Raw genomic sequence first — 22,628 nt, forward strand, 5'->3', positions numbered from 1 at the left:
CATATGCGCTTCATCTTCAAGACCAGCTACGACCAGGACATCCGCCTCGCAAGGCACGGCGGGCATGTGCTCTGGTACAGCCTGCTCATCGCGTTCCTTATCGCGGCGCCGTGGGTCATCGACGAGTACTGGCTGGCACAACTGACCTTCGTGCTGATCTACGGCATCGTCGGTTTGGGGTTGATGCTGCTGGCCGGTTTCACAGGGCAGTTCTCCATCGGGCATGCCGCCTTTCTGGGGGCGGGGGCGTACACGCAAGGCGTGCTGACGAACCTGGGCGTGCCGTTTCCGCTGGCGCTGGTTGCGGCCGCGGCGCTGTCGGCGGCGGTGGGCGTGGTGGTCGCGTTGCCGGCGCTGCGCGTGAAGGGCATCTACCTGGGCATCGCGACGCTGTCCTTCGGCTTCATCGTCGAAGAGGTGTTCGCGCGCTGGGAGAGCGTGACGGGCGGCAACGCAGGGCTGCACGTGAAGTCGCCGCAGCTCTTCGGCTGGTCGCTGGGCTCGGGCGACGGCTTCTACTTCTTGTGCCTGGTGGTGGCGGTGCTGGCCACGCTGGGCATCCTGAACCTGCTGCGCTCGCCGACGGGGCGTGCCTTCGTCGCGATCCGCGATTCGGAAATCTCGGCGCAGAGCATGGGCATCCATCTCGCGCGCTACAAGACGATGTCGTTCGCGATCTCGGCGGCGCTCGCAGGTTTGGGCGGTGCGTTGTACGCGCACAAGCTGAGCTTCATCTCGCCCGACCAGTTCAGCATCCTGCAGTCGATCGACCTGCTGCTGATGGTGGTGATCGGCGGTCTGGGGTCGGTGCATGGCGCGTTCCTCGGCGCGATCTTCCTGATCGCGATGCCGCAGCTGATCTCGATGGGCAAGGACTGGCTGCCGGAGGTGGTCGGCCAGGCGCCGGGCCTGCAGGGGCTGGTGTACGGGCTGGTGCTGATCGCGTTCGTGCTGTTCGAGCCGCTGGGGCTGTATGGTCGCTGGCTGAAGATCCGCACCTGGCTGCAGCTCTTTCCGTTCTATCGCAAGGGCCTGTTCAAGCGGCAGAAGTCGTTCACCAAGTCGGACCGCCTGAGATGAGCAGCAGCAACGACATCCTCCTTTCCGCGAAGGAATTGAGCGTGCGCTTCGGCGGCGTGCTCGCGGTCAACAAGGTGAGCTTCGACGTGCGGCGCGGCGAGGTCTTCACCTTGATCGGCCCGAACGGCGCGGGCAAGACGACGGTGTTCAACCTCATCAGCCGCATCTACACGCCGACCACCGGCGAGATCACGTGGCACGGCGAAGCAGGAAGCCCGATCGCGCTGACGCAGCAGGCGCCGCATGCGATTGCCGCGCTGGGCATTGCGCGCACCTTCCAGAACATCGAACTCTTCGAGCATGCGACGGTGCTGCACAACCTGCTGATCGGCCGGCACACGCACCGGCAGACGGGGTTCTGGAGCGAGGTGTTCTTCACGCCCGCCACGCGGCGCGCGGAGATCGCGGCGCGCGAGAAGGCGGAGCAGGTGATCGAGCTGCTGGACCTGCAGCACCACCGCGATTCGATGGTGGCGGGGCTGCCCTATGGCGTGCGCAAGGTGGTGGAGCTGGCGCGCGCGCTGTGCACCGAGCCCAAGCTGCTGCTGCTCGACGAGCCATCGTCCGGTCTCAATGTCGAAGAGACGGCGGACATGGCGTTCTGGATTCAGGACATCCAGCATGAGCTGGGCGTGTCGGTGTTGATGGTCGAGCACGACATGTCTCTGGTCTCGAAGGTGTCGGACCGCGTGCTTGCCATGAATCAGGGCGAGGTTTTGGCTACCGGAACACCGCGTGAAGTGCAGGCGGATGCACGTGTGATCGAGGCTTATCTCGGGACTGTGGACGACGTCAGCAGTTTGAGGAGGGTGGCGGTGTGACGGCCTTGTTCGTTGCCTCTTTGGGAGCGCCCGGCATGCGGCACGGTGTGGGCGCCCCCGCTGCGCCGGCCGCTTCGCGGCTGCCCTGCGGTGCTCGCGTTTCGCGGGGTCTCGCAGAACTCGCTGCGCTCAAACAGCTGCGAGCCCTGATCCGCGAAACGCTGCGCTCCTCGGCGGCGCAGAGGGGGCGCCCACCCCGCACCGCACACCGGGCTTGGTCGTGGGGTGTTTGTTCTGTGCGTGTTTGTGGGGCTCGGCGTTGCTCCCTGAACGTAGGAGCGCCGGCATGAGCGATGTCGTACTTCAGTTGCTCAACGTGGAAAGCGCCTACGGGCCTATCAAGGCCATTCGGGGCGTCAGCCTGAAAGTCCGGCAGGGCGAGATAGCGACGGTGCTGGGCTCGAACGGCGCGGGCAAGACCACGATTCTCAAGACCATCTCGGGGATCATCGATCCGCGCAAGGGCAGCATCGAATTCCAGGGCAAGGACATCACGGCCAAGGACCCGGCCTACATCGTCCAGCAGGGGCTGAGCCACGTGCCCGAAGGGCGCGAAGTGTTCCCGCTGCTGTCGGTGAAAGACAACCTGCTGATGGGTGCCTACACACGCAAGGACCGCGACGGCGTGGCGCGCGACATGGAGACGGTCTACGGCTACTTCCCCATCCTGCGCGAACGCGCGACACAGGATGCGGGGCTGCTCTCGGGCGGCCAGCAGCAGATGCTGGCGATCTCGCGCGCGATCATGGCGGCGCCGCATCTCATTCTTCTGGACGAACCCAGCCTTGGGCTGAGCCCCAAGCTGACGAAGGAGATCTTCGAGATCGTCGTGCGCATCAACCGCGAGCGTGGCACGACGATCCTGCTGGTCGAGCAGAACGCCAACATGGCGCTCAATGCCGCGGACCACGGCTACGTGCTCGAGAACGGCCGGATCGTGATGGAAGACTCCTGCGAACGCCTGCGCGAAAAGGAAGACATCAAGGAGTTCTACCTCGGCGTGAAAGACGACGGCGTGCGCGGCGAGCGGCGCTGGAAAAAGAAGAAGACCTGGAGGTAGCCGCCATGCAAGGACTCTGGGAGCTCAACACCTTCGAACCCCGGCTCGACGTCGTCGTGCCCGGCGACACCATTCCCGCCATGTTCTGGAACGCCGTGAAGCAGCGCGGCGACACCGTCTGGATGCGGCAGAAAGAGCTGGGCATCTGGCGCAGCTGGAGCTGGCACCAGACCGCCGACGCGGTGCGCGAGATCGCGGCCGGTCTCCAGGCCATCGGCTTCGCGCGCGGCGAGTGCGCATCGATCCTCTCGAACACGGTCATCGAGTGGGTGCTGGCCGACCTGGCCGTGCTCAGTTGCGGCGGCGTGTCGAACGGCATCTACCCGACCGACGCGGCCTCGCAGGTGCACTACCTGTGCGAAGACTCGCGCACCACCATCCTCTTCGTGGAAGACGACGAGCAGCTGGACAAGGCGCTCGAGGTGCGCGACGCCCTGCCGGGCCTGCGCCGCGTGATCGTGTTCGACATGGAAGGCCTGCGCGACCTCGACGACCCCGGCGTCATGAGCCTGGAGGCGCTGCGCGTGCTCGGCCGCATGCACCTTGCGGGCGACCCGCAGGCCGTCGAGCGCAGCGTGGCCGCCTGCCGGCCCGAAGACCTGGCCATCCTCGTCTACACCTCGGGCACCACCGGCAAGCCCAAGGGCGCGATGCACAGCCATGCGGGGCTGGTGTACACCGCGCGTGGCTACAACACGCTCATCGCGCAGGACGAAAAAGACGAGCGCATGTGCTTCCTGCCGCTGTGCCACATCGCCGAGCGCATGGGCGGCGAGTACTTCGCGATGTACACCGGTTCGATCCTCAACTTCGTGGAGAACCCCGAGACGGTGCCGGAGAACGTGCGCGAGATCGCGCCCACCGTGTTCACCGCCGTGCCGCGCGTGTGGGAGAAGTTCTATTCGGGCGTGATGATCGCGCTGAAGGAGGCGGGCCCGCTGCAGCAGGCCGCCTACAAGTGGAGCATCGGCGTGGGCGAAGCCATTGCGGCGAAGGTACTGGCGGGCGAGCCTGTCGGCGCGGGGCTCAGGCTCAAGTTCAGGCTGGCGCGGCTGCTGGCGCTGGACAACGCGCGCAAGCTCATCGGCATTCACCGTGCGCGCTTTCTGGTGACGGGCGCGGCGCCGATCTCGCCCGAGCTGGTCAAGTGGTACCTGGCGCTCGGCGTTCCGATGCTGGAGGTGTGGGGCATGACGGAGTCGTGCGGCGCCTCGACGGCCGTGCCGGCGACGCGCATCAAGCCCGGCTCCATCGGCCCGGCCACGGGCTACAACGAGGTGCGCATCGAGCCCGGCACCGGCGAAATCCTGGTGCGAGGCCCCAATGTCTTCATGGGTTATCTGAACCTGCCCGAGAAGACCGCCGAGACCATCGACGCCGACGGCTGGCTGCACACGGGCGACGTGGGCGTGATGGACGAGGACGGGTATTTCCGCATCACCGACCGGATGAAAGACATCATCATCACGGCAGGCGGGAAGAACGTGACGCCGAGCGAGCTGGAGAACGAGCTCAAGTTCAGCCTCTACATCACCGATGCCGTGGTGATCGGCGATGCGAAGCCCTACCTCACGGTGATCGTCATGATTGACCAGGAGAACGTCGAGAAGTTTGCGCAGGACAACGACGTGCCGTTCAGCAACTACGAGAGCCTGACGCGCACGCGCGAAGTGCAGGACCTGATCCAGGGCGAGATCGACCGCGTCAACGCCAAGTTTGCGCGTGTCGAGCAGATCAAGAAGTTCTTTCTGCTCGAGACGCAGCTCAGCGCCGAAGACGAAGAGCTCACGCCGACGATGAAGCTCAAGCGCAAGCTGGTGCAGACCAAGTACGCGGAGCGCATCGAGGCCATGTACCGCTGACCTGCGCGCAGAGAGATTGCAGATCCGTTTTTTTCGTCAACCCGAGGAGACAACCGCATGAAGCTCAAGACACTGACGGCGCTGGCCGTGCTGGGCCTGGTCGCCACGCTCGCGTCCGCGCAGCAGCAACAGGGCGTGACCAAGGACGAGATCCGCATCGGCACCATCCAGGACTTGTCGGGCCCGCTCGCGGGCTTCGGCAAGCAGGCGCGCAACGGCATGCAGCTGCGCGTGGACGAACTCAACGAGCAGGGCAACATCAACGGGCGCAAGCTCAAGCTCTTCGTCGAAGACTCGGGCTACGACCCGAAGAAGGCGGTGCTGGCGGCGCAGAAGCTGGTGAACCAGGAAAAGATCTTCATCATGGCCGGCCACATCGGCACGGCGCAGAACATGGCGGCGATGCCGGTGCAGTTCGACAAGAACGTCATCAACTACATGCCGATCACGGCGGCGCGCGAAATGTACGAGCCGCTGAACCGGTTGAAGTATTCGTTCGCCGCCACTTACTACGACCAGATCCGGCTGGCCCTGCCGAAGATGATCAAGGACAAGGGCGCCAAGAAGGTCTGCACCATCTACCAGGACGACGAGTTCGGGCTCGAAGTGCAGCGCGGCGCCGAAGCGGGCCTGAAGGCCGCGGGCATGGAACTGGCCGAGAAGACATCGTTCAAGCGCGGTGCCACCGACTTCAGCTCGCAGGTCGCGAAGATGAAGGCCGCCAACTGCGACCTCGTGGTGCTCGGCACCATCATCCGCGAGACCATCGGCACGGTGGGCGAGGCGCGCAAGACGGGCTTCAACCCGACCTTCCTGGGCTCGAGCGCGGCGTACACCGACCTGATCCACAAGCTCGGCGGCAAGGCGATGGACGGCGTCTACGCCACGATGACGGTGCAGAACCCTTACACCGACGAACAGTCGCAACCGCTGCGCTTCTGGGCCAACAAGTACAAGACCAAGTTCAACGAAGATCCGACGGTGTTCTCGGTGTACGGCTACGTGATCATCGACTCGTTCATCAAGGCGGCGCAGAAGGCCGGGCCGAACCTCACGACCGACAGCTTCATCAAGGCGATGGACAGCATCACCTTCGAGCCCGACATGTTCGGCAGCCCGAAGAGCACGTACACCGCGACCAAGCGCCTGGGCAACGACCAGTCGCGGCTGTCGCAGATCAAGGACGGCAAGTGGGTGGTGGTCTCTGACTACGTGACGCCGTAAGAGGTGCTCGCCAGCACCGGGGAGGGCGGCTATATTTCGTCGCGAAACCCATCGCGAGAGTGCCCGCCATGCCCCAGTACTGGTTGATGAAATCCGAACCCGACGAGGTCTCGATCGACGACGCGCTCGCCGCGCCCGACGCCACCGTGGCGTGGACCGGCGTGCGCAATTACCAGGCGCGCAACTTCATGCGCGACGGCATGAAGGTCGGCGACGGCGTGCTGTTCTATCACTCGAGCTGCCCGGAGCCGGGCATTGCCGGCATCGCGCGGGTGGCCTCGGCCATCAAGCCCGATCCGACGCAGTTCGATGCGAAGTCGCCGTACTACGACGCGGGCGCGAAGAAGGACGATCCGCGCTGGCTGCTGGTGGATGTGCAGGCGGTGCGCAAGACCCGCCTGCTGGCCTTGCCCGAGCTGCGCGCCAAGCCCGAGCTGGCCGAGCTGATCGTGCTGCGCAAGGGCAACCGGCTGTCGATCACGCCGGTGGAGCCCGCGCACTGGAAGATCATCGAGAAGATGCTGGCCTGACCCAAGGCGGCGGATTGCCGGCTACTTGCTCACGACGCCCAGCGCGTTGTCGAGCTTCGCGAAGAACGCCTGGTAGGGCGGTGCGTCGGTCACGAGCATGGAGCGCGAGTCGCCATTGCTGTCCCAGACCGTGGTCCTGAAGCGCGCGCGGACGACGACCTCGCCAGGTGCCCGGCCCGGCCGCAGCGCGACGAAGGCTTCGGTCGTCTGGTGGTCGGGCCTTCCGGGCAGGCCCATCCTCGACTTCAGCACGGCACGCAGGGTTTCGCGTTCCTTGCTGACCAGCAGTTCGTTGTGCACGCCCTGGATGAGGTTGAAGTCGGGGTCGGCTTCCACGCGCGCATAGCCCAGTGCTTCGAGCGAGCCCTGGCTTGCGCGCAGCGCGGTGGCGAGCGAGCTGCGTTGCACGATGTGGTCGCGTTCGCGCTCGAAGGTGCTGCGCTCCTGCGCGGTGGGCTCGACCCAGGTCTGCGACGAGCTGTAGCGCAGGAAGCGCCCGCCGTCGCCGTCTTTTTGCTCCTGGGGCTTGGGCGATGCACAGCCTGCAATGGCCAGCACCGCGAGCAGCGCGCCGGACGCCAGCGGGGCGCGGGATGCGAAGGAGGAGGAAAAGAAGAACTTCTTCATGTCATGCCCTTGTCATGTGATGCGCGAGAGGACGGGGAACAGCTTGCCGAGCCCATCGGCCATCACTTCGACCGCGAGCGCCGCAAGGATCAAACCCATCAGCCGCGTCATGATGTTGATGCCGGTCTTGCCGAGCACGCGCGCGATCGGGTGGGCGAGCGAGAACGCGAGGGCGGTGGCCAGCGCGACCACGACGCCGTAGCCGACCAGCACCGCCAGCTCCCAGAGGTGCTGCGCCTTGTCGGCGTAGATCACCACCGTGGAAATGGCGGCCGGCCCGGTGAGCAGCGGAATGGTGAGCGGCACCACCGCGATGGAGGCGCCCATCGACGCCTTCACTTCTGTGGCGCGCAGTTCCTCGACGTTGGTCTTGCTCTCGGCGGGCTGCGCGTTGAGCATCGAGATCGAGCTCATCAACAGCAGCAGGCCACCGCCGACCTGGAAGCTGGCGATCGAGATGCCGAAGAAAGACAGCAGCTGCAGCCCGATCAGCGCGCTGACCGCAATGACGACGAAGGCACTGAAGGCCGACATGCGCACCGTGTGGCGCCGCTGGGCGTCGGAGTAGTCCTGGGTGTAGTGGATGAAGAAGGGCACGATGGCCAGCGGGTTGACGATGGCCACCAGCGTGACCAGCGGCTTGATCAGGTCCATCGAGGTGCTCATGGCTACCTTCCTCCGGTGACGTCGAGCAGGGCCATGGTGGTGTAGCTGGCCTCGGCCGAAAGCAGCCAGAGGATGGCGCCCGCGATCTCGTCGGCGGTGCCGGCGCGTTTCATGGGTACCTGCGGGCCGAGCGCGGCGGCGCGGTCGGGCAGGCCGCCCGAGGCGTGGATGTCGGTGTCGATCACGCCGGGGCGCACCGCGTTCACGCGGATGCCTTCGTCGGCCACTTCCTTGGCCAGGCCGATGGTGAGGGTGTCGATGGCGGCCTTGCTCGCCGCGTAGTCGACGTACTGGCCGGGCGAGCCGATCCGTGCGGCGCCGCTGGAAACATTGACGATGGCCCCGCCTGTGCCGCCGTGCTTGGTGCTCATGCGGCGCACGGCTTCGCGCGCGCAGACGAAGCTGCCGATCACGTTGATGCGGAACATGCGCTCCAGCCGCGCCGTGCTCATTTCGTCGACCCGGGCCGTCACGTCGACCACGCCCGCGTTGTTGACCAGCGCGGTGAGTCGGCCGAGCTTGGCGTCGACCTTGGCGAACATCGCGAGCACTTGCGCTTCGTCGCCGACGTCGGCCTGCACCGCGATGGCCGTGCCGCCGCCCGCGCGGATGGTACGCACCACTTCGTCGGCCGCCAGCGAGTTGCTGGCGTAGTTGACGGCCACCGCGTAACCGCGCTTTGCCGCCAGCAATGCAGTGGCGGCGCCGATGCCGCGCCCGCCACCCGTGATCAAGAGCACTTGGTCCAAAACCTACCTCCTGCAGAGAAACTGCGTGTCAGTTAAAACCGTCGGCTTGGATTACATCATCGAGGGCCGGCGCACGGGCACTGCGCGGGGCCGTCCAGGCAAGCGCGCACCGCGGTGCGCGGCACGGAGGTTACCGAATGCACACCACCAGCAAGACGATCGACTACTACTTTGCGCCCCAGAGCCCGTGGACCTATCTGGGCCACAGCCGCTTCGAGGCGATTGCCGCGGCGGCGGGCGCCACGGTGCGCGTGCGGCCCATCGACATGGGCAGCGTGTTCCCGGTGTCCGGCGGGCTGCCGCTGGGCAAGCGGGCACCGCAGCGCCAGGCCTACCGGCTGGTCGATCTGGCGCGCTTCTCACGCCATCTGGGGTTGCCGCTGAACCCCAAGCCGAAGTTCTTTCCGGTGGCGAGCGACGACGCGGCCCGGCTGATCATCGCGGTCGACATCAACGACGGCACGCAGGCCGCGATGCGCATGAGCGCGGCGGTGTTCGCGGCAGTCTGGGTGCAGGAGCGGAACATCGGCGATCCGAATCTGCTCGAAGCGCTGGTCGTGGAGTGCGGGCTGCCGGCCAAGCGCGCCGAGCAATCGCAAAGCCAGGCGGTGCAGGAACGCTACGAGGCCTACACGCAGGAAGCCATCGACATCCAGGTGTTTGGCGCGCCGAGCTACGTGATCGACGGTGAAATATTCTGGGGGCAGGATCGCCTCGACTTCGTCGAACGGGCGCTGCGCCCGTAGCCACGGCATTCACCTGCGCATCTACCTATTCACTTATTTGCCATCAAGGAGCAAGACAACCATGGGCCAATTCATCGATCTCACCGCCAAGGACGGGTTCAGCTTTCCCGCCTACGTGGCGGAACCCGCGGGCAAGCCGCGCGGCGCCGTGGTGGTGGTGCAGGAAATCTTCGGCGTGAACTCGCACATCCGCGCGGTGGCCGACAGCTATGCGGCCGAGGGTTATCTGGCGGTGGCGCCGGCGACCTTTCATCGCGTGAAGCAAGGCGTCGAGCTGGGCTACAGCGAGGACGACATGAAGAACGGCTTCGGCCTGAAGACCGCGGTCGAGGCACTGCCCGCCCCCGGCGTGCTGCAGGACATCGAAGCCGCGATTGCCTATGCCTCGAAGGCGGGCAAGGTCGGCATCGTCGGCTATTGCTGGGGCGGCCTGCTGGTCTGGCGCGCGGCGAGCCTGTTGCCGGGCCTGGCCGCGGCGGCGCCGTACTACGGTGGCGGCATGACCTCGCCGGAAGAAACGGCACGCCAGCCCAAGGTGCCGGTGCTCGCGCACTTCGGCAATCAGGACCACTGGATTCCGCTGGACACCATCGAGACCTTCAAGAAGGCGCACCCCGAGGTGGAAGTGCATGTGTACCCCGTGGGCCATGGCTTCAATTGCGACCAGCGTGGTTCGTACAACGCCGAGGCGGCCAAGCTGGCGCGCGAGCGCACGCTGGCGTTCTTCGCCAAGCATCTCGGCTGACGCACGGAAGGCCGTCCGCCAGACACGAAGCCCGGCCATCAGTGCCGGGCTTTTTCGTTCAGGGCTTGCGGGCGCCCGTGCCGTTGCCCACGCGGGTCTGCAGAAAGTCGAGCAGCGCGCGCAACGCCGCGCTGTTGTGGCGCCGCTGGAGGTACGCGGCCGACAGCCACATGTCCTTGCGCGCGTAGTCCTGCAGCACCGGCACCAGTTCGCCATGGTCGATGTGCGACTGCACCAGGAGCGACGGCAGGTAGATCACGCCAAAGCCGTGCATGGCGACCCGGATCAGCGGCGCGCCCTCGGTGCAGTCCATGCGGCTCTTGACCGGTACGTCCAGCGGCTGCCCGCCATCGTCGAAACGCCACACCGGCTGCGCGCCCAGCAACGAATGCGTGAGCGCCTCGTGCCCGGCCAGGTCGCGTGGATGCTCGGGCTTGCCGTGCTTTTTCCAGTAGACCGGCGAGGCGCAGACCACCATGCTCATGGGGCGCAGCTTGCGCACGATCAGGTTTGCGTCTTCGACGGGGCCGCTGCGGATGTCGACGTCGATGCCTTCTTCCGCCAGGTCGACCGTGCGATTGGTCAGCTGCAGGCTGATGCTCACGTCGGGGTAGTAGCGCATGAAGTCGGCCAGCAGGTTGGGAAACTCGCCGTTGCCCATGCCGTGCGGGGCCGAAATGCGCAGCCGGCCGCCAGGCTGGCTGGCGCGCTCCTGCAGGGCGGCCTGCGTGAGCTCCACCATTTCGAGCACGGGCGTGCTGCGTTCGAGCAGCAACTGCCCGGCGTCGGTGAGGCTCACGGAGCGCGTGGAGCGGTTGAGAAGACGCACGCCGAAGCGGGTTTCGAGCTCGGCCACATACTTGCTGACCGTGGCTTTCGACATGTCGAGTTTCTTGGCCGCCTGGGAAAAGCTGCCATGGGAGGCGACTTCCCGGAAGGTTCTGATCAGATCGAGACTGTCCATGTCAAAGAGCCCATTGTTTCCGTTTTGGGAACGCGATGGTTCGATTCTCCCGGGTTTTTCCTAACGGGATTGGGCGACACTTCGGTTACAGGCCGTCGTTTCAGCCAGCCTGCATCCATCCTGCGGTTTCGCCCCGCGTTCGAAGGCCCGCTGAAACATCGGAAGGAAAAGAAATGAAGACCTCGAAGACCATTGCCGCTGTCGCCCTGTCGATGCTGGCCGTCGCGGGCGTCGTCCATGCCGAAGGCTACGAGCCCGTGCAGCCGCTCAAGGCGGCCACCAGCCGGACCGAAGTGGCGAGCGAAGCCGCAGCTGCGGCGCGCGACGGGAACGTCTATGGCGACGTGATCGAGGCGCCGCCGGTCTCGCGGCCCAGTTCGCGCGATCGGGCGTCGGTTCGCGCAGAAGCGGTGGCTACCGCGCACGCGCCGAACCAGAACCTGGACCGCCGCGCCTTTGCCAACAGCGAGGTCCCGCCGCAATTCCGAACGGCGCGGCCATAGGCCGAAAGCCAGCGATTTTCAGAGGCCGGGCCGATGCAAATCGGCCCGGCTTTTTATTGCTTGCATGCCTTGATGTCAGCATTGTTTCAATAGAGGAAACACGGTGTCTCTGAACCGAGCGTTCTGGCTGTCCGATTCGCCCGGAAACTCGCCGCACAGGCAAGCAAACGTAAACGAACGTGCAAGCCTGGTGGAAAAACCATCCGACGAACACATCAGGAGAACTGACCATGAAGACCTCGCAAATCCTCGCTGCTGCCGCTCTGACCTTGCTTGCCGCCACCGGCGCTCAAGCTGAAACGTACCAAGGCGTGAACGCCGCTGTCTCGACCAAGAGCCGCGACGAAGTCAACGCCGAAGCCGTGCGTGCCGCATCGGCTCCGAACCAGAACGTCGTGCGCGGTTCGCGCGGCGCTGAAACGGTTGCCGTGTCGCAAGACCGCGCCATCGTCGCAGCCGAAGCCGTTCGCACCGCCTACGCTCCCGACCAGAACGTGAGCTCGGGCTCGCGCGTCAACAGCAAGGTCATCTCGACCATGGCCAACCCCGCTGACGCACGTGTCCAGGCCCAACAAGGTTCGGGCGCTGTCGCCAAGTAATTGACGTTGCCCCTCGGGGCGGCTGAAATGCAAAAAGGGCCCCGCGCAAGCGGGGCCCTTTTTTCTTTGGGCGCGATGAATGAGCGAGCGTCAGCGCGTGCGCGCGAGATAACGTTTGCGCCAGAAGATCAAAACCAGCAGCACCGCGATGACCAGCATCGACGTCATCGCGATCCAGAAGCCATCGGCCTTGTGCACCAGCGGAATGAACTCGAAGTTCATGCCGAAGATGCCGGCGATCAGGTTGAGCGGCAGGAACACGGCGGTCAGCACCGTCAGCACCCGCATGATGTCGTTGGCACGGTGGCCCTGGACGCTGAAGTGCATCTGCACGGCCGTCTCGGCGTTCTGTTCGAGCCGGTGCACGTGGTGCACCACGCGCTCGATGTGCTCGAGCACGTCGCGGCTGCGGATCATGATGAGTTCGCGCTCGCGCTGCTCGGTCTCACCCTTGGGCACGGGCAATGTTTCGAGCGAATCGATCCAGTCCTGGATGGCGGCGCGCTGGTCTTCGCAGATTTCGTCCAGGTGATGCAGCGACTGGCGCGCCCCCATCAGTGCGCCCCAATTGGTGAAGCGGCTGCGGGGGTCGATCAGCTCGGTCTGCCAGTGGTCGAGCTGCTTCGTGAGTTCCCGCCGCAGGTCGAGGTAGGCGTCGACGATCTGGTTGACGACGCGCAGCATCAGGTCGGACGGGCTGGTCGGCAGCCGGGCCGAGGTGGCGCGCACGTCCAGCGCCGGCGCGCCGCGGTCGTCGGGCGAGCCGGCCGCCAGAAGCCGCGTGGCGAAGGCATCGCGCACCGCGCCGTCCTCGGGGTGCACCGACAGCAACACGCGGTCGAACACCGCGAAACCGACCGGGCGGGTGTCGACACGGCGCAGCACGGGCGGGCCGCTGCGGGGCTGCGGCGGGGTGGGCGTCATCGGCGTCTCGTTGCCGTTTCCCTTGCCGTTGCCGAGCGCCGCCTGGCCCTGCGCGGTCGCGAGGCGGCGGAACACCAGCACGTCGTACTGCGAGGTGTAGTCGTAGTGCGAAGGCAACTGGTCGTTGAGCAGGTCGGCCACGTGCAGGTCGACCAGCTGCGTCAGGCAAAGGGTCTGCAGGATCTGCTGGACTTCGGGCAGCGAGGCGCGAAATTCCTCGCGCGTGAGCGATATCCAGAGGTAGCCGCCGGCGCCGCACGCACCCGGCACGGCCAGCGGCGCCAGCGCCTGGTGCTCGCAGGCTTGCGAACGGTTGATTTCGAAGATGCGCATGACGTCGCCCCGTTGGTTCTTCTTGTGCATCGGAACGCCCGGAAGCGGGCGTCCGATGGCCGCATGCCGCTACTGTTTTTGCAGCAGGCGGGCCGCGTCGAGCGCGAAATAGGTGAGCACGCCGTCGGCGCCTGCGCGCTTGAAGGCCAGCAGGCTTTCGAGCACCACGGCGTCGTGGTCGAGCCAGCCGTTCTGGGCGGCCGCCTTGAGCATCGCGTACTCGCCGCTCACCTGGTAGGCGAAGGTCGGCACATGGAACTCGTCCTTCACGCGGCGCACGATGTCCAGGTAGGGCATGCCGGGTTTCACCATCACCATGTCGGCGCCTTCGGCGATGTCGAGCGCGACTTCGCGCAATGCCTCGTCGCTGTTGCCCGGGTCCATCTGGTAGACCTTCTTGTTGGCCTTGCCCAGCGTCGAGGCGGAGCCCACGGCATCGCGGAAGGGGCCGTAGAAGGCGCTCGCGTACTTGGCGCTGTAGGCCATGATGCGGGTGTGAATGTCGCCGCGCGCTTCGAGCGCGGTGCGGATGGCGCCGATACGGCCGTCCATCATGTCGCTGGGCGCCACGATGTCCACGCCGGCCTGCGACTGGGCAAGTGCCTGCTTCACGAGCACTTCGACGGTCGGCTCGTTGAGGATGTAGCCGCTGTCGTCGAGCAGGCCGTCCTGGCCATGGCTGGTGTACGGGTCCAGCGCGACGTCCGTCATCACGCCCAGTTCGGGGAAGCGCGCCTTGAGCGCGGCCACCACGCGGGGGATCAGGCCATCGGGGTTGAAGGCCTCGTCGCCGGAAGGCGTCTTGAGGCTGGCGTCGATCACGGGAAACAGCGCCATCACGGGGATGCCCGCTGTTACGCATTGCTCTGCCACAGGCAGCAGCAGGTCGAGGCTCAAGCGATCGACGCCGGGCATGGACGGCACGGCATCGCGCCGCTTCTTGCCTTCCTGCACAAACACCGGGTAGATGAGGTCATTGACCGTCAACGTGTTTTCTCGCACCAGGTTGCGGGTGAAGGCATCGCGGCGCAGGCGGCGCGGCCGACCGGCGGGGAACATCGCCAGGGGGGAAAGTGATGACGTCATATATCCAAAATTGTGCCTGAAGCAACATTTCGCAGTACCGCGCTGCGGCAGTCAGGTTGTCTGACAACTACGGAAAATAGTAGAACAAAAGCTTTAGATTTTTTACTTTAAATGTCAAAGAAAGTGCCTCAGTCGCTTGAAACCTTGTTTCGTCTTTGTTAAATTCTGAAGCGGGCGGCTTGCCGCTCCCCGCTTTTCCTCCCTGAGCGGGTGCCTTGATGTGTGACAGCAAAAGGGCTTCCCAGCCCGGCGTGAAGACGTCGGGCTTTTTTTTGCCTGAAGCCTTTCTGGACCACCTCGAATCAGAGGGCAATGGCAGGGCGCGCTACTAAACTGCCGCCATGCTCTGGGTCAAATCTTTCCATATTGTTTTCATTGCAAGCTGGTTCGCGGGGTTGTTCTACCTCCCACGGATTTTTGTCAATCTTGCGATGGTTCCGCCCGAGTCGGTGGCCGAGCGCGAGCGCCTGCTGTTGATGGCGCGCAAGCTGCTGCGGTTCACCACGTTCCTGGCGGTTCCGGCCCTGGGTTTCGGTCTCTGGCTGTGGCTGGGCTACGGCATTGGGCGCGGCCCGGGCAATGGCTGGATGCATGCCAAGCTGGCACTGGTGCTGGTGGCGATCGGCTATCACCACGGCTGTGCCGTGTTGCTGCGGCGCTTCGCGGCGGGCGGCAACCGGCGCAGTGATCGCTGGTACCGCTGGTTCAACGAACTGCCCGTGCTGCTGCTGCTGGGCATCGTGATCCTGGTGGTCGTCAAGCCGTTCTGAGCCCGGTGCCTACGGTGGAGAGTTCGCACAAGTCCGCCGCGCTCCCCCTGGCGCTCGCCTATGCGGCGCTGATCGTTTACGCCAGCCTGTATCCCTTTGTCGACTGGCGCGACCAGGGCATCGCGCCCTGGGCCTATCTGGCGGCGCCCTGGCCCAAGTACTGGACCGGCTTCGACCTGGCGATCAATGTCGTGGGCTACGTGCCCTTCGGCTTCCTGTGCGCCCTGACGGTGCTGCGCACGCGCCGCAGTGCCAGCGTGTGGCGCGCGGTGCTGCGTGCGACGGTGGCTGGTAGCGCGATCGCCTTTGCCATGGAAACGCTGCAGAGCTACCTGCCCGCGCGTATTCCGTCCAACGTCGACCTGGGGCTCAACACGGCCGGCACGGTCCTCGGCGCCGTGCTGGCAGCGGCGCTGGAGCGGCTGGGCGCGATCGCGCACTGGAGTCGCGCGCGATCGCAGTGGTTCATTGAAGACGCGCGCGGCGCGCTGGTGCTGCTCGCGCTCTGGCCCTTTGCGCTGCTGTTCCCCGCGGCCGTCACCTTCGGGTTGGGCCAGGTGTTCGAGCGACTCGAAACGGCGATTTCCGAATGGCTGCTCGACACGCCTTTCATCGACTGGCTGCCGCTGCGCCAATTCGAGCTCGAGCCGCTGGTGCCGGCGGTGGAGTTGCTGTGCGTGATGCTCGGCGCATTGGTGCCGTGCCTGCTGGGGTATCTGGTGGCGCGCTCGGTCGTGCAGCGGGCCATTCTGCTGCCGCTGACCTTGCTTGCGGGCATCGCAGCCTCGGCGCTGTCGGCGGCATTGAGCTATGGGCCCACGCATGCGTGGGCATGGCTGGACCTGCCGGTTCAGGTCGGCATGGTGGCCGCGCTCTTTGCGGGCGTGCTGTTGCTGTTCGCGCCGCGTCGCTTGTGTGCGGCCTTGCTGCTGGTGGGGCTCGTGCTGCAGTTGAGCCTGCTGAACCAGGCGCCCGAGAGCGCGTACTTCGCGCAGACGCTGGCCACGTGGGAGCAGGGGCGCTTCATCCGGTTCCACGGGCTCGCGCAATGGCTGGGATGGGCCTGGCCCTTCGCCGTGCTGGCGTACGTGGTAGCGGCCCTGTCGCGCCGGGGGCGGCCCGGGGCCGTCACAGCGGGCTGAGAGGGCCGTCACTAAAATCGGTCCGATGCCCAGTCCTACCTCTGCCGCGCCGTCCGGCTACTACGGCCGCCACATCTTCTTTTGCCTCAACGAGCGCAAGAATGGCGAAGACTCCTGTGCCTTGCACAACGCACAGGAGGGCTTCGATCGCTGCAAGGCGAAGGTCAAGGAGGCGGGGCTTGCCGGGCCCGGCAAGGTGCGCGTCAACAAGGCGGGCTGCCTCGACCGCTGCGCGGGTGGCCCGGTGGCGGTCGTGTACCCCGAGGCGGTCTGGTACACCTTCGTCGATGCCGACGACATCGACGAGATCGTCGAGTCGCACCTAAAGAACGGCCAAGTCGTCGAGCGGCTCGTGCTGCCTGCCGACGTCGGTCGCTGAACTTTCCCCAAGACCCCGTGCTCGTACCGGGCACGACGCCGGCCCGCCCGGCGGCCACCACTCTGACAGCGCCATGAACTCCCAGACCGAAAAGATCAGCCTCCAGGGCGCCGCCGGCGTCATCGAGGTGCAGCGCGATCTGCCGGCCGACGCTTCGCGCGGCATCGCGGTGATCGCCCATCCCCATCCGCTGTTCGGCGGCACGATGGACAACAAGGTCGTGCAGACCCTGGCACGTGCCTTTGTCGCCAGCGGCTGGACCTCGGTGCGCTTCAACTTCCGCGGCGTGGGTGCCAGCGAGGGCGTGCATGACGAAGGGCGCGGCGAGCTGGAAGACATGCTGAATGTCGTTGGCCAACTGGCCTCCGAAGGTCCGCTGGCGATCGCCGGTTTTTCCTTTGGCGCTTTCGTTGCGAGCGGCGCTGTTGCAAAGCTCTGGGCCGAGCGTGACCTCCGGCAGATCGTGCTGGTGGGAACCGCCGCCGCGCGCAACACCGTGGCCGCGCTGCCTGTCGAGGCGCACGAGCGCGCGCTGGTGGTCCATGGCGAAGCCGACGACACCGTGCCGCTGTCCGCGGTGATGGACTGGGCGCGGCCACAGTCACTTCCTGTCACAGTCGTTCCCGGGGGCGGCCATTTCTTTCACGGACAATTGCCGCTGCTCAAGGGGCTGGTTGTCCGCCATCTCCGCGCGGGCATCGCCTGAAGGCCTTGTGGCCTTGTCTTCGTCTCTCTCCACACTCCCCATGAATCGTTTTGTAGGCGCGCTTCGCGCGCTGGTCTTTGCCGCCTTTGCATCCGTCAGTTTGATCGCCGCCGCGCAGATGCCGGCACCGCCCGAAGTGGCTGCGCGCAGCTACCTGCTGCTCGACGTGACCGCCAACCAGATCCTGGCGCAGAAGGACATCGACAGCCCGGTCGAGCCGGCCTCGCTGACCAAGCTGATGTCGGCGTATGTCGTGTTCGACGCGCTGCGGGCCAAGAAGATCACGCTGACCCAGACCTTCCCGGTCAGCCCGCGCGCCTGGAAGATGCCGGGCTCGCGCATGTTCATCGACCCCAAGATGCAGGTGCCGGTCGAAGACCTCATCAAGGGCCTGATCGTGCAATCGGGCAACGACGCCACTGTGGCCCTGGCCGAAGGCGTGGGCGGCACGGTGGAGCACTTCGTCGAACTCATGAACGCCCAGGCCAAGGCGCTGGGCATGAAGAACACGACCTACAAGAATCCCGAAGGCCTCACGGCGCCCGGCCACACGACCACGGCGCGCGACCTGAGCATCCTGGCGACGCGCCTGGTGCGCGACTTCCCCGAGGAGGCCAAGTACTACGCGATCAAGAAGTACCGCTACCCCGGTACGCCGTCGACCAACGACACCAATCGCAACCTGCTGCTGTTCCGCGACCCGACCGTCGACGGCCTGAAGACCGGCCACACCGACGCAGCCGGCTACTGCATGATCGCGACCGCCAAGCGCGACTTTCCCAACCTGACTGGCGGCCGCCGCCTGCTGTCGATCGTGCTGGGTACTTCGAGCGACACGGTGCGTGCCAACGAATCCCAGAAGCTGCTGAACTGGGGCTACACGGCTTACGACGCCGTCCGCGTGTTCGACGCCGGCCAGCCGGTGGCCACGCCGGCCGTCTGGAAGGGCAAGGCCAACGTGCTGAAGCTGGGCCGCCCCGAAGCGATCGTGGTGGCCGTGCCTGCCGGCAGCGGCAGCAAGATCAAGACGCAGGTGTCGCGCCCCGATCCGCTGGTGGCGCCGTTCACCAAGTACCAGCCCGTGGGCTCGCTCAAGGTCACCCTGGACGACCAGCCGGTGGCGGATGTGCCCTTGGTCGCGCTGGAAGCGGTCGAGCAGGCCGGTGTTCTGGGTCGGGCCTGGGACGCCGTCCGGCTCTGGATCAAGTAGCGCAAGCAGCGAGACAGGGCCCTCGAGCCGGCCTTCGGCCCCTGCCGAAGGCCGCCGACTTTGCCATTTCAGGCTCGTTTGCTATACTCGTGGGCTTTTCGGAAATTTCCGAAGGGTTTCACGTTTTCGTCATCTCCCGGTTGCTCCTGCGTCACGACAGGGGCGGTTAATAGCCAAAGCCGGGCTGTTTTGGGACTTATTCATTCATGCCAACCATCAATCAACTGGTGCGTCAGGGTCGAACGGTCGAAAAGATCAATTCGAAGAGCCCTGCCATGCAGAACTCGCCGCAACGTCGCGGTGTCTGCACCCGCGTCTACACCACGACGCCCAAGAAGCCCAACTCGGCGCTTCGTAAAGTTGCCAAGGTCCGTCTGACCAATGGCTTCGAAGTCATTTCCTACATCGGCGGCGAAGGCCACAACCTGCAAGAACACAGCGTCGTGCTGGTTCGCGGCGGTCGTGTCAAGGACTTGCCCGGTGTTCGCTACCACATCGTGCGCGGTTCGCTCGACTTGCAAGGCGTGAAAGACCGCAAGCAGTCGCGTTCCAAGTACGGCGCGAAGCGTCCCAAGAAGGCTTAAGCCTTCCTGTCGTCAAGAAACAAACGGTGTTCGATGGCCTTGGCGGGCTTGTCGAACGAAGTGACCCAATATCGGGTCGAGTAAGTGAGAGTTCCAGCTGGCTCTCGCGGTGCCGGAAACGGTGCCAACTGAAGCAAAGAGGTTAAAAAAATGCCACGTCGTCGCGAAGTCCCCAAACGTGAAATCCTGCCGGATCCCAAGTACGGCAATGTCGAGCTGTCGAAGTTCATGAACGTGATCATGGAAGGCGGCAAGAAGGCTGTTGCCGAGCGCATCATTTACGGTGCTCTCGACTTCATCGAAAAGAAGAACCCGGACAAGGATCCCCTCGAAGCGTTCACCGTTGCCATCAACAACGTGAAGCCGATGGTCGAAGTGAAGTCGCGCCGCGTTGGCGGTGCGAACTATCAAGTGCCGGTCGAAGTCCGTCCCGTCCGCCGCCTCGCCCTGTCGATGCGCTGGATCAAGGAAGCTGCCCGCAAGCGCGGTGAAAAGTCGATGGCCCTGCGTCTGGCCAACGAACTGATGGAAGCCACGGAAGGCCGTGGCGGTGCCATGAAGAAGCGCGACGAAGTGCACCGCATGGCAGAAGCCAACCGGGCGTTCAGCCACTTCCGCTTCTAAAAATCAAACTTCGCTTGGGCGTTGGGTGTCGAGTGTCGGGCGTTGTGCCCGTGCTCGGGGCCCAGCGCTCAACGCATTTCAACCCGAAAGTAAATCATGTCCCGCAAGACCCCCATCGAGCGCTACCGCAACATCGGCATCTCCGCGCACATCGACGCTGGCAAGACCACGACGACCGAACGTATCCTGTTCTACACCGGTGTGAACCACAAGATCGGTGAAGTGCACGACGGCGCCGCCACGATGGACTGGATGGAGCAAGAGCAAGAGCGCGGTATCACGATCACCTCCGCCGCCACGACCTGCTTCTGGAAGGGCATGGCCGGCAAGTTCGACGAACACCGCATCAACATCATCGACACCCCCGGCCACGTGGACTTCACCATTGAAGTCGAGCGCTCGATGCGCGTGCTGGACGGCGCCGTCATGGTGTACGACGCCGTCGGCGGCGTGCAGCCCCAGTCGGAAACCGTCTGGCGCCAGGCCAACAAGTACAAGGTGCCCCGCCTCGCGTTCGTCAACAAGATGGACCGTACCGGCGCCGACTTCCTGCGCGTGCGCCAGATGATGGTGGACCGCCTGAAGGCCAACCCCGTCGTGATCCAGATCCCGATCGGTGCCGAAGAGCACTTCCAGGGCATCGTCGACCTCGTGAAGATGAAGGCCATCATCTGGGACGAAGACAAGGGCGTCACCTTCCAGTACGGCGAGATCCCCGCCAACCTGACCGCCGTCTGCAACGAATACCGCGAAAAGCTCGTGGAAGCCGCTGCCGAAGCGAGCGAAGAGCTGATGAACAAGTACCTCGAAGGCGGCGAGCTGTCCGAGGAGGAAATCAAGAAGGCCATCCGCCAGCGCACCATCGCCGGCGAAATCCAGCCGATGTTGTGCGGCTCGGCCTTCAAGAACAAGGGCGTGCAGGCCATGCTCGACGCCGTCGTCGAATACATGCCGTCGCCGCTGGACATTCCTCCGGTTGCCGGCCTGGACGAAGACGAAGCGCCTGTCGTGCGCAAGGCTGACGACAACGAGAAGTTCTCGGCCCTGGCATTCAAGCTGATGACCGACCCGTTCGTGGGCCAGTTGACTTTCGTGCGCGTCTATTCGGGTGTGCTGACGAAGGGCGACAGCGTCTACAACCCGGTGCGCGGTAAGAAAGAGCGTATCGGCCGTATCGTGCAGATGCACGCCAACAACCGCGAAGAAGTGAACGAAATCCGCGCCGGCGACATCGCCGCCTGCGTGGGCCTGAAGGAAGTGACCACGGGCGAAACCCTGTGCGACCCGACGGCCATCGTGACGCTCGAGCGCATGGTGTTCCCGGAATCGGTGATCTCGCAGGCCGTTGAGCCCAAGACCAAGGCCGACCAGGAAAAGATGGGCATCGCCCTGCAACGCCTGGCTCAGGAAGATCCTTCGTTCCGCGTGAAGACCGACGAAGAATCGGGCCAGACCATCATCGCCGGCATGGGCGAGCTCCACCTTGAAATCATCGTGGACCGCATGAAGCGCGAATTCGGCGTGGAAGCGAACGTGGGCAAGCCGCAAGTGGCTTACCGCGAAACGATCCGCAAGACCGTCGAAGAAGCCGAAGGCAAGTTCGTTCGCCAGTCGGGCGGCAAGGGTCAGTACGGCCACGTCATCCTGAAGCTCGAGCCGCAGGAAGCTGGCAAGGGCTTCGAGTTCGTCGACGCCATCAAGGGCGGTGTGGTTCCTCGCGAATACATCCCCGCAGTGGAAAAGGGCGTTGTGGAAGCGCTAACGCAAGGCGTGCTGGCGGGCTACCCCGTCGTGGACGTCAAGGTCACGCTGCACTTCGGTTCGTACCACGACGTGGACTCGAACGAAATGGCGTTCAAGATGGCCGCGATCTTCGGCTTCAAGGAAGGTGCCCGCAAGGCCAACCCCGTGATCCTCGAGCCGATGATGGCCGTGGAAGTCGAAACGCCTGAAGACTACGCCGGCAACGTGATGGGCGACCTGTCCTCACGCCGCGGCATGGTGCAGGGCATGGACGACATGGTTGGTGGTGGCAAGGCCATCAAGGCCGAAGTGCCGCTGTCGGAAATGTTCGGCTACTCGACCACGCTGCGCTCGATGTCGCAAGGCCGCGCCACGTACACGATGGAGTTCAAGCACTACGCTGAAGCTCCGCGCAACGTTGCTGAAGCCATCGTGGCTGCTCGCGCCAAGTAAGTTTTTGAAGAATGCAGGGCCACGCGGTGCGTGGCCCTCGTTGTCTGCGATCCGGTGCCGCCACGTTCCCGTGCGAGGCGAACCAGCAATCGGGTGCAGACATAAAACCAATACACGGGAATGCTCTTTCAAGGATTGAAAAATGGCAAAAGGTAAATTCACCCGCACCAAGCCGCACGTGAACGTGGGCACGATCGGTCACGTTGACCACGGCAAGACGACGCTGACGGCTGCGATCGCAACCGTTCTGTCGGCCAAGTTCGGCGGCGAAGCCAAGGCTTACGACCAGATCGACGCAGCGCCCGAAGAAAAGGCTCGCGGCATCACGATCAACACCGCACACGTCGAGTACGAAACGGCCAACCGCCACTACGCTCACGTGGACTGCCCTGGCCACGCCGACTATGTGAAGAACATGATCACCGGCGCTGCCCAGATGGACGGCGCGATCCTGGTGTGCTCGGCCGCTGACGGCCCGATGCCCCAGACCCGTGAACA

General features: G+C 64.9%; 25 protein-coding genes. 19 read left to right on the forward strand and 6 right to left on the reverse strand.

Annotated elements, in window-relative coordinates:
- Positions 1-3: 3 nt before the first annotated feature.
- The 6 genes from BLQ28_RS20830 (at position 4) to BLQ28_RS20855 (ending at position 6,577) form a co-directional block, all read left to right on the forward strand.
- Complete coding sequence (locus BLQ28_RS20830; protein WP_093243330.1) at positions 4-1,080, forward strand: branched-chain amino acid ABC transporter permease; 1,077 nt, start codon at positions 4-6, stop codon at positions 1,078-1,080.
- Complete coding sequence (locus tag BLQ28_RS20835) at positions 1,077-1,901, forward strand: ABC transporter ATP-binding protein (RefSeq protein WP_093243333.1); 825 nt, start codon at positions 1,077-1,079, stop codon at positions 1,899-1,901. Before BLQ28_RS20830 ends, BLQ28_RS20835 begins: the two co-directional genes overlap by 4 nt.
- Positions 1,902-2,187: 286 nt before the next feature.
- Entirely contained in the window at positions 2,188-2,961 is a 774-nt protein-coding gene (locus BLQ28_RS20840; protein ID WP_093243335.1) for an ABC transporter ATP-binding protein, read from the forward strand.
- Positions 2,962-2,966: 5 nt separating this feature from the next.
- On the forward strand, positions 2,967-4,823 hold the full coding sequence (locus BLQ28_RS20845) for an AMP-dependent synthetase/ligase (RefSeq protein ID WP_093243337.1): 1,857 nt from the start codon (positions 2,967-2,969) through the stop codon (positions 4,821-4,823).
- Positions 4,824-4,880: 57 nt separating this feature from the next.
- On the forward strand, positions 4,881-6,047 hold the full coding sequence (locus BLQ28_RS20850; protein ID WP_093243339.1) for an ABC transporter substrate-binding protein: 1,167 nt from the start codon (positions 4,881-4,883) through the stop codon (positions 6,045-6,047).
- A gap of 68 nt (positions 6,048-6,115) precedes the next feature.
- Entirely contained in the window at positions 6,116-6,577 is a 462-nt protein-coding gene (locus tag BLQ28_RS20855) for an EVE domain-containing protein (RefSeq protein ID WP_093243342.1), read from the forward strand.
- A gap of 21 nt (positions 6,578-6,598) precedes the next feature.
- On the opposite strand, the gene BLQ28_RS20860 is transcribed toward BLQ28_RS20855, so the two are convergent.
- The 3 genes from BLQ28_RS20860 to BLQ28_RS20870 are packed head-to-tail and all read right to left on the reverse strand — an operon-like array spanning position 6,599 to position 8,619.
- A complete protein-coding gene (locus BLQ28_RS20860) occupies positions 6,599-7,204 on the reverse strand; it encodes a hypothetical protein (RefSeq protein WP_093243344.1) in 606 nt (201 codons plus the stop codon).
- A 12-nt stretch (positions 7,205-7,216) separates the two neighbouring features.
- Positions 7,217-7,870 (reverse strand): MarC family protein, encoded by a 654-nt coding sequence (locus tag BLQ28_RS20865; RefSeq protein WP_093243346.1) that lies wholly within the window; start codon positions 7,868-7,870, stop codon positions 7,217-7,219.
- Between the two features lie 2 nt (positions 7,871-7,872).
- The gene (locus tag BLQ28_RS20870; RefSeq protein ID WP_093243348.1) at positions 7,873-8,619 is read right to left on the reverse strand and encodes an SDR family oxidoreductase; all 747 of its coding nucleotides are present in this window, start codon (positions 8,617-8,619) and stop codon (positions 7,873-7,875) included.
- Between the two features lie 137 nt (positions 8,620-8,756).
- Here BLQ28_RS20870 and BLQ28_RS20875 point away from each other — a divergent pair, with 137 nt between their 5' ends.
- Complete coding sequence (locus BLQ28_RS20875; protein ID WP_093243349.1) at positions 8,757-9,365, forward strand: 2-hydroxychromene-2-carboxylate isomerase; 609 nt, start codon at positions 8,757-8,759, stop codon at positions 9,363-9,365.
- A 61-nt stretch (positions 9,366-9,426) separates the two neighbouring features.
- Positions 9,427-10,110 (forward strand): dienelactone hydrolase family protein, encoded by a 684-nt coding sequence (locus BLQ28_RS20880; RefSeq protein WP_093243351.1) that lies wholly within the window; start codon positions 9,427-9,429, stop codon positions 10,108-10,110.
- 58 nt (positions 10,111-10,168) lie between these two features.
- Here the strand turns inward: BLQ28_RS20880 and BLQ28_RS20885 are convergent, their stop codons facing one another.
- Positions 10,169-11,074 carry a LysR family transcriptional regulator gene (locus tag BLQ28_RS20885; protein ID WP_093243353.1) on the reverse strand — a complete coding sequence of 302 codons (906 nt, stop codon included), beginning with the start codon at positions 11,072-11,074 and terminating at the stop codon, positions 10,169-10,171.
- 173 nt (positions 11,075-11,247) lie between these two features.
- Here BLQ28_RS20885 and BLQ28_RS20890 point away from each other — a divergent pair, with 173 nt between their 5' ends.
- Positions 11,248-11,577: an alpha/beta hydrolase gene (locus BLQ28_RS20890; RefSeq protein WP_093243355.1), complete on the forward strand. Its 330-nt coding sequence runs from the start codon at positions 11,248-11,250 to the stop codon at positions 11,575-11,577.
- 230 nt (positions 11,578-11,807) lie between these two features.
- Complete coding sequence (locus BLQ28_RS20895; protein ID WP_093243357.1) at positions 11,808-12,176, forward strand: DUF4148 domain-containing protein; 369 nt, start codon at positions 11,808-11,810, stop codon at positions 12,174-12,176.
- Between the two features lie 90 nt (positions 12,177-12,266).
- Here BLQ28_RS20895 and BLQ28_RS20900 read toward each other — a convergent pair whose 3' ends face one another.
- The gene (locus tag BLQ28_RS20900) at positions 12,267-13,433 is read right to left on the reverse strand and encodes a magnesium transporter CorA family protein (protein WP_093243498.1); all 1,167 of its coding nucleotides are present in this window, start codon (positions 13,431-13,433) and stop codon (positions 12,267-12,269) included.
- A gap of 69 nt (positions 13,434-13,502) precedes the next feature.
- On the reverse strand, positions 13,503-14,519 hold the full coding sequence (gene hemB / locus BLQ28_RS20905) for a porphobilinogen synthase (RefSeq protein ID WP_256327386.1): 1,017 nt from the start codon (positions 14,517-14,519) through the stop codon (positions 13,503-13,505).
- Between the two features lie 341 nt (positions 14,520-14,860).
- Here hemB and BLQ28_RS20910 point away from each other — a divergent pair, with 341 nt between their 5' ends.
- The 9 genes from BLQ28_RS20910 to BLQ28_RS20950 all read left to right on the forward strand — a co-directional run.
- Entirely contained in the window at positions 14,861-15,289 is a 429-nt protein-coding gene (locus BLQ28_RS20910) for a CopD family protein (protein ID WP_093243360.1), read from the forward strand.
- Positions 15,290-15,303: 14 nt separating this feature from the next.
- Complete coding sequence (locus BLQ28_RS20915; protein WP_093243362.1) at positions 15,304-16,431, forward strand: VanZ family protein; 1,128 nt, start codon at positions 15,304-15,306, stop codon at positions 16,429-16,431.
- 25 nt (positions 16,432-16,456) lie between these two features.
- The gene (locus tag BLQ28_RS20920; protein WP_093243364.1) at positions 16,457-16,810 is read left to right on the forward strand and encodes a (2Fe-2S) ferredoxin domain-containing protein; all 354 of its coding nucleotides are present in this window, start codon (positions 16,457-16,459) and stop codon (positions 16,808-16,810) included.
- Between the two features lie 73 nt (positions 16,811-16,883).
- Positions 16,884-17,516, forward strand: a complete 633-nt coding sequence (locus tag BLQ28_RS20925) for an alpha/beta hydrolase (protein WP_093243366.1) — start codon at positions 16,884-16,886, stop codon at positions 17,514-17,516.
- A gap of 40 nt (positions 17,517-17,556) precedes the next feature.
- Complete coding sequence (locus BLQ28_RS20930; RefSeq protein ID WP_093243368.1) at positions 17,557-18,726, forward strand: D-alanyl-D-alanine carboxypeptidase family protein; 1,170 nt, start codon at positions 17,557-17,559, stop codon at positions 18,724-18,726.
- 206 nt (positions 18,727-18,932) lie between these two features.
- Positions 18,933-19,310: a 30S ribosomal protein S12 gene (gene rpsL / locus BLQ28_RS20935; RefSeq protein ID WP_013543948.1), complete on the forward strand. Its 378-nt coding sequence runs from the start codon at positions 18,933-18,935 to the stop codon at positions 19,308-19,310.
- 150 nt (positions 19,311-19,460) lie between these two features.
- Positions 19,461-19,934: a 30S ribosomal protein S7 gene (gene rpsG / locus BLQ28_RS20940; RefSeq protein ID WP_007829591.1), complete on the forward strand. Its 474-nt coding sequence runs from the start codon at positions 19,461-19,463 to the stop codon at positions 19,932-19,934.
- A 96-nt stretch (positions 19,935-20,030) separates the two neighbouring features.
- Positions 20,031-22,130 (forward strand): elongation factor G, encoded by a 2,100-nt coding sequence (gene fusA, locus BLQ28_RS20945; protein ID WP_093243370.1) that lies wholly within the window; start codon positions 20,031-20,033, stop codon positions 22,128-22,130.
- A 142-nt stretch (positions 22,131-22,272) separates the two neighbouring features.
- A partial coding sequence (locus tag BLQ28_RS20950; protein WP_256327388.1) for a GTP-binding protein occupies positions 22,273-22,628 on the forward strand: 356 nt, incomplete at its 3' end.

The sequence above is a fragment of the Variovorax sp. EL159 genome (assembly GCF_900100965.1).
GTDB lineage: Bacteria > Pseudomonadota > Gammaproteobacteria > Burkholderiales > Burkholderiaceae_C > Variovorax.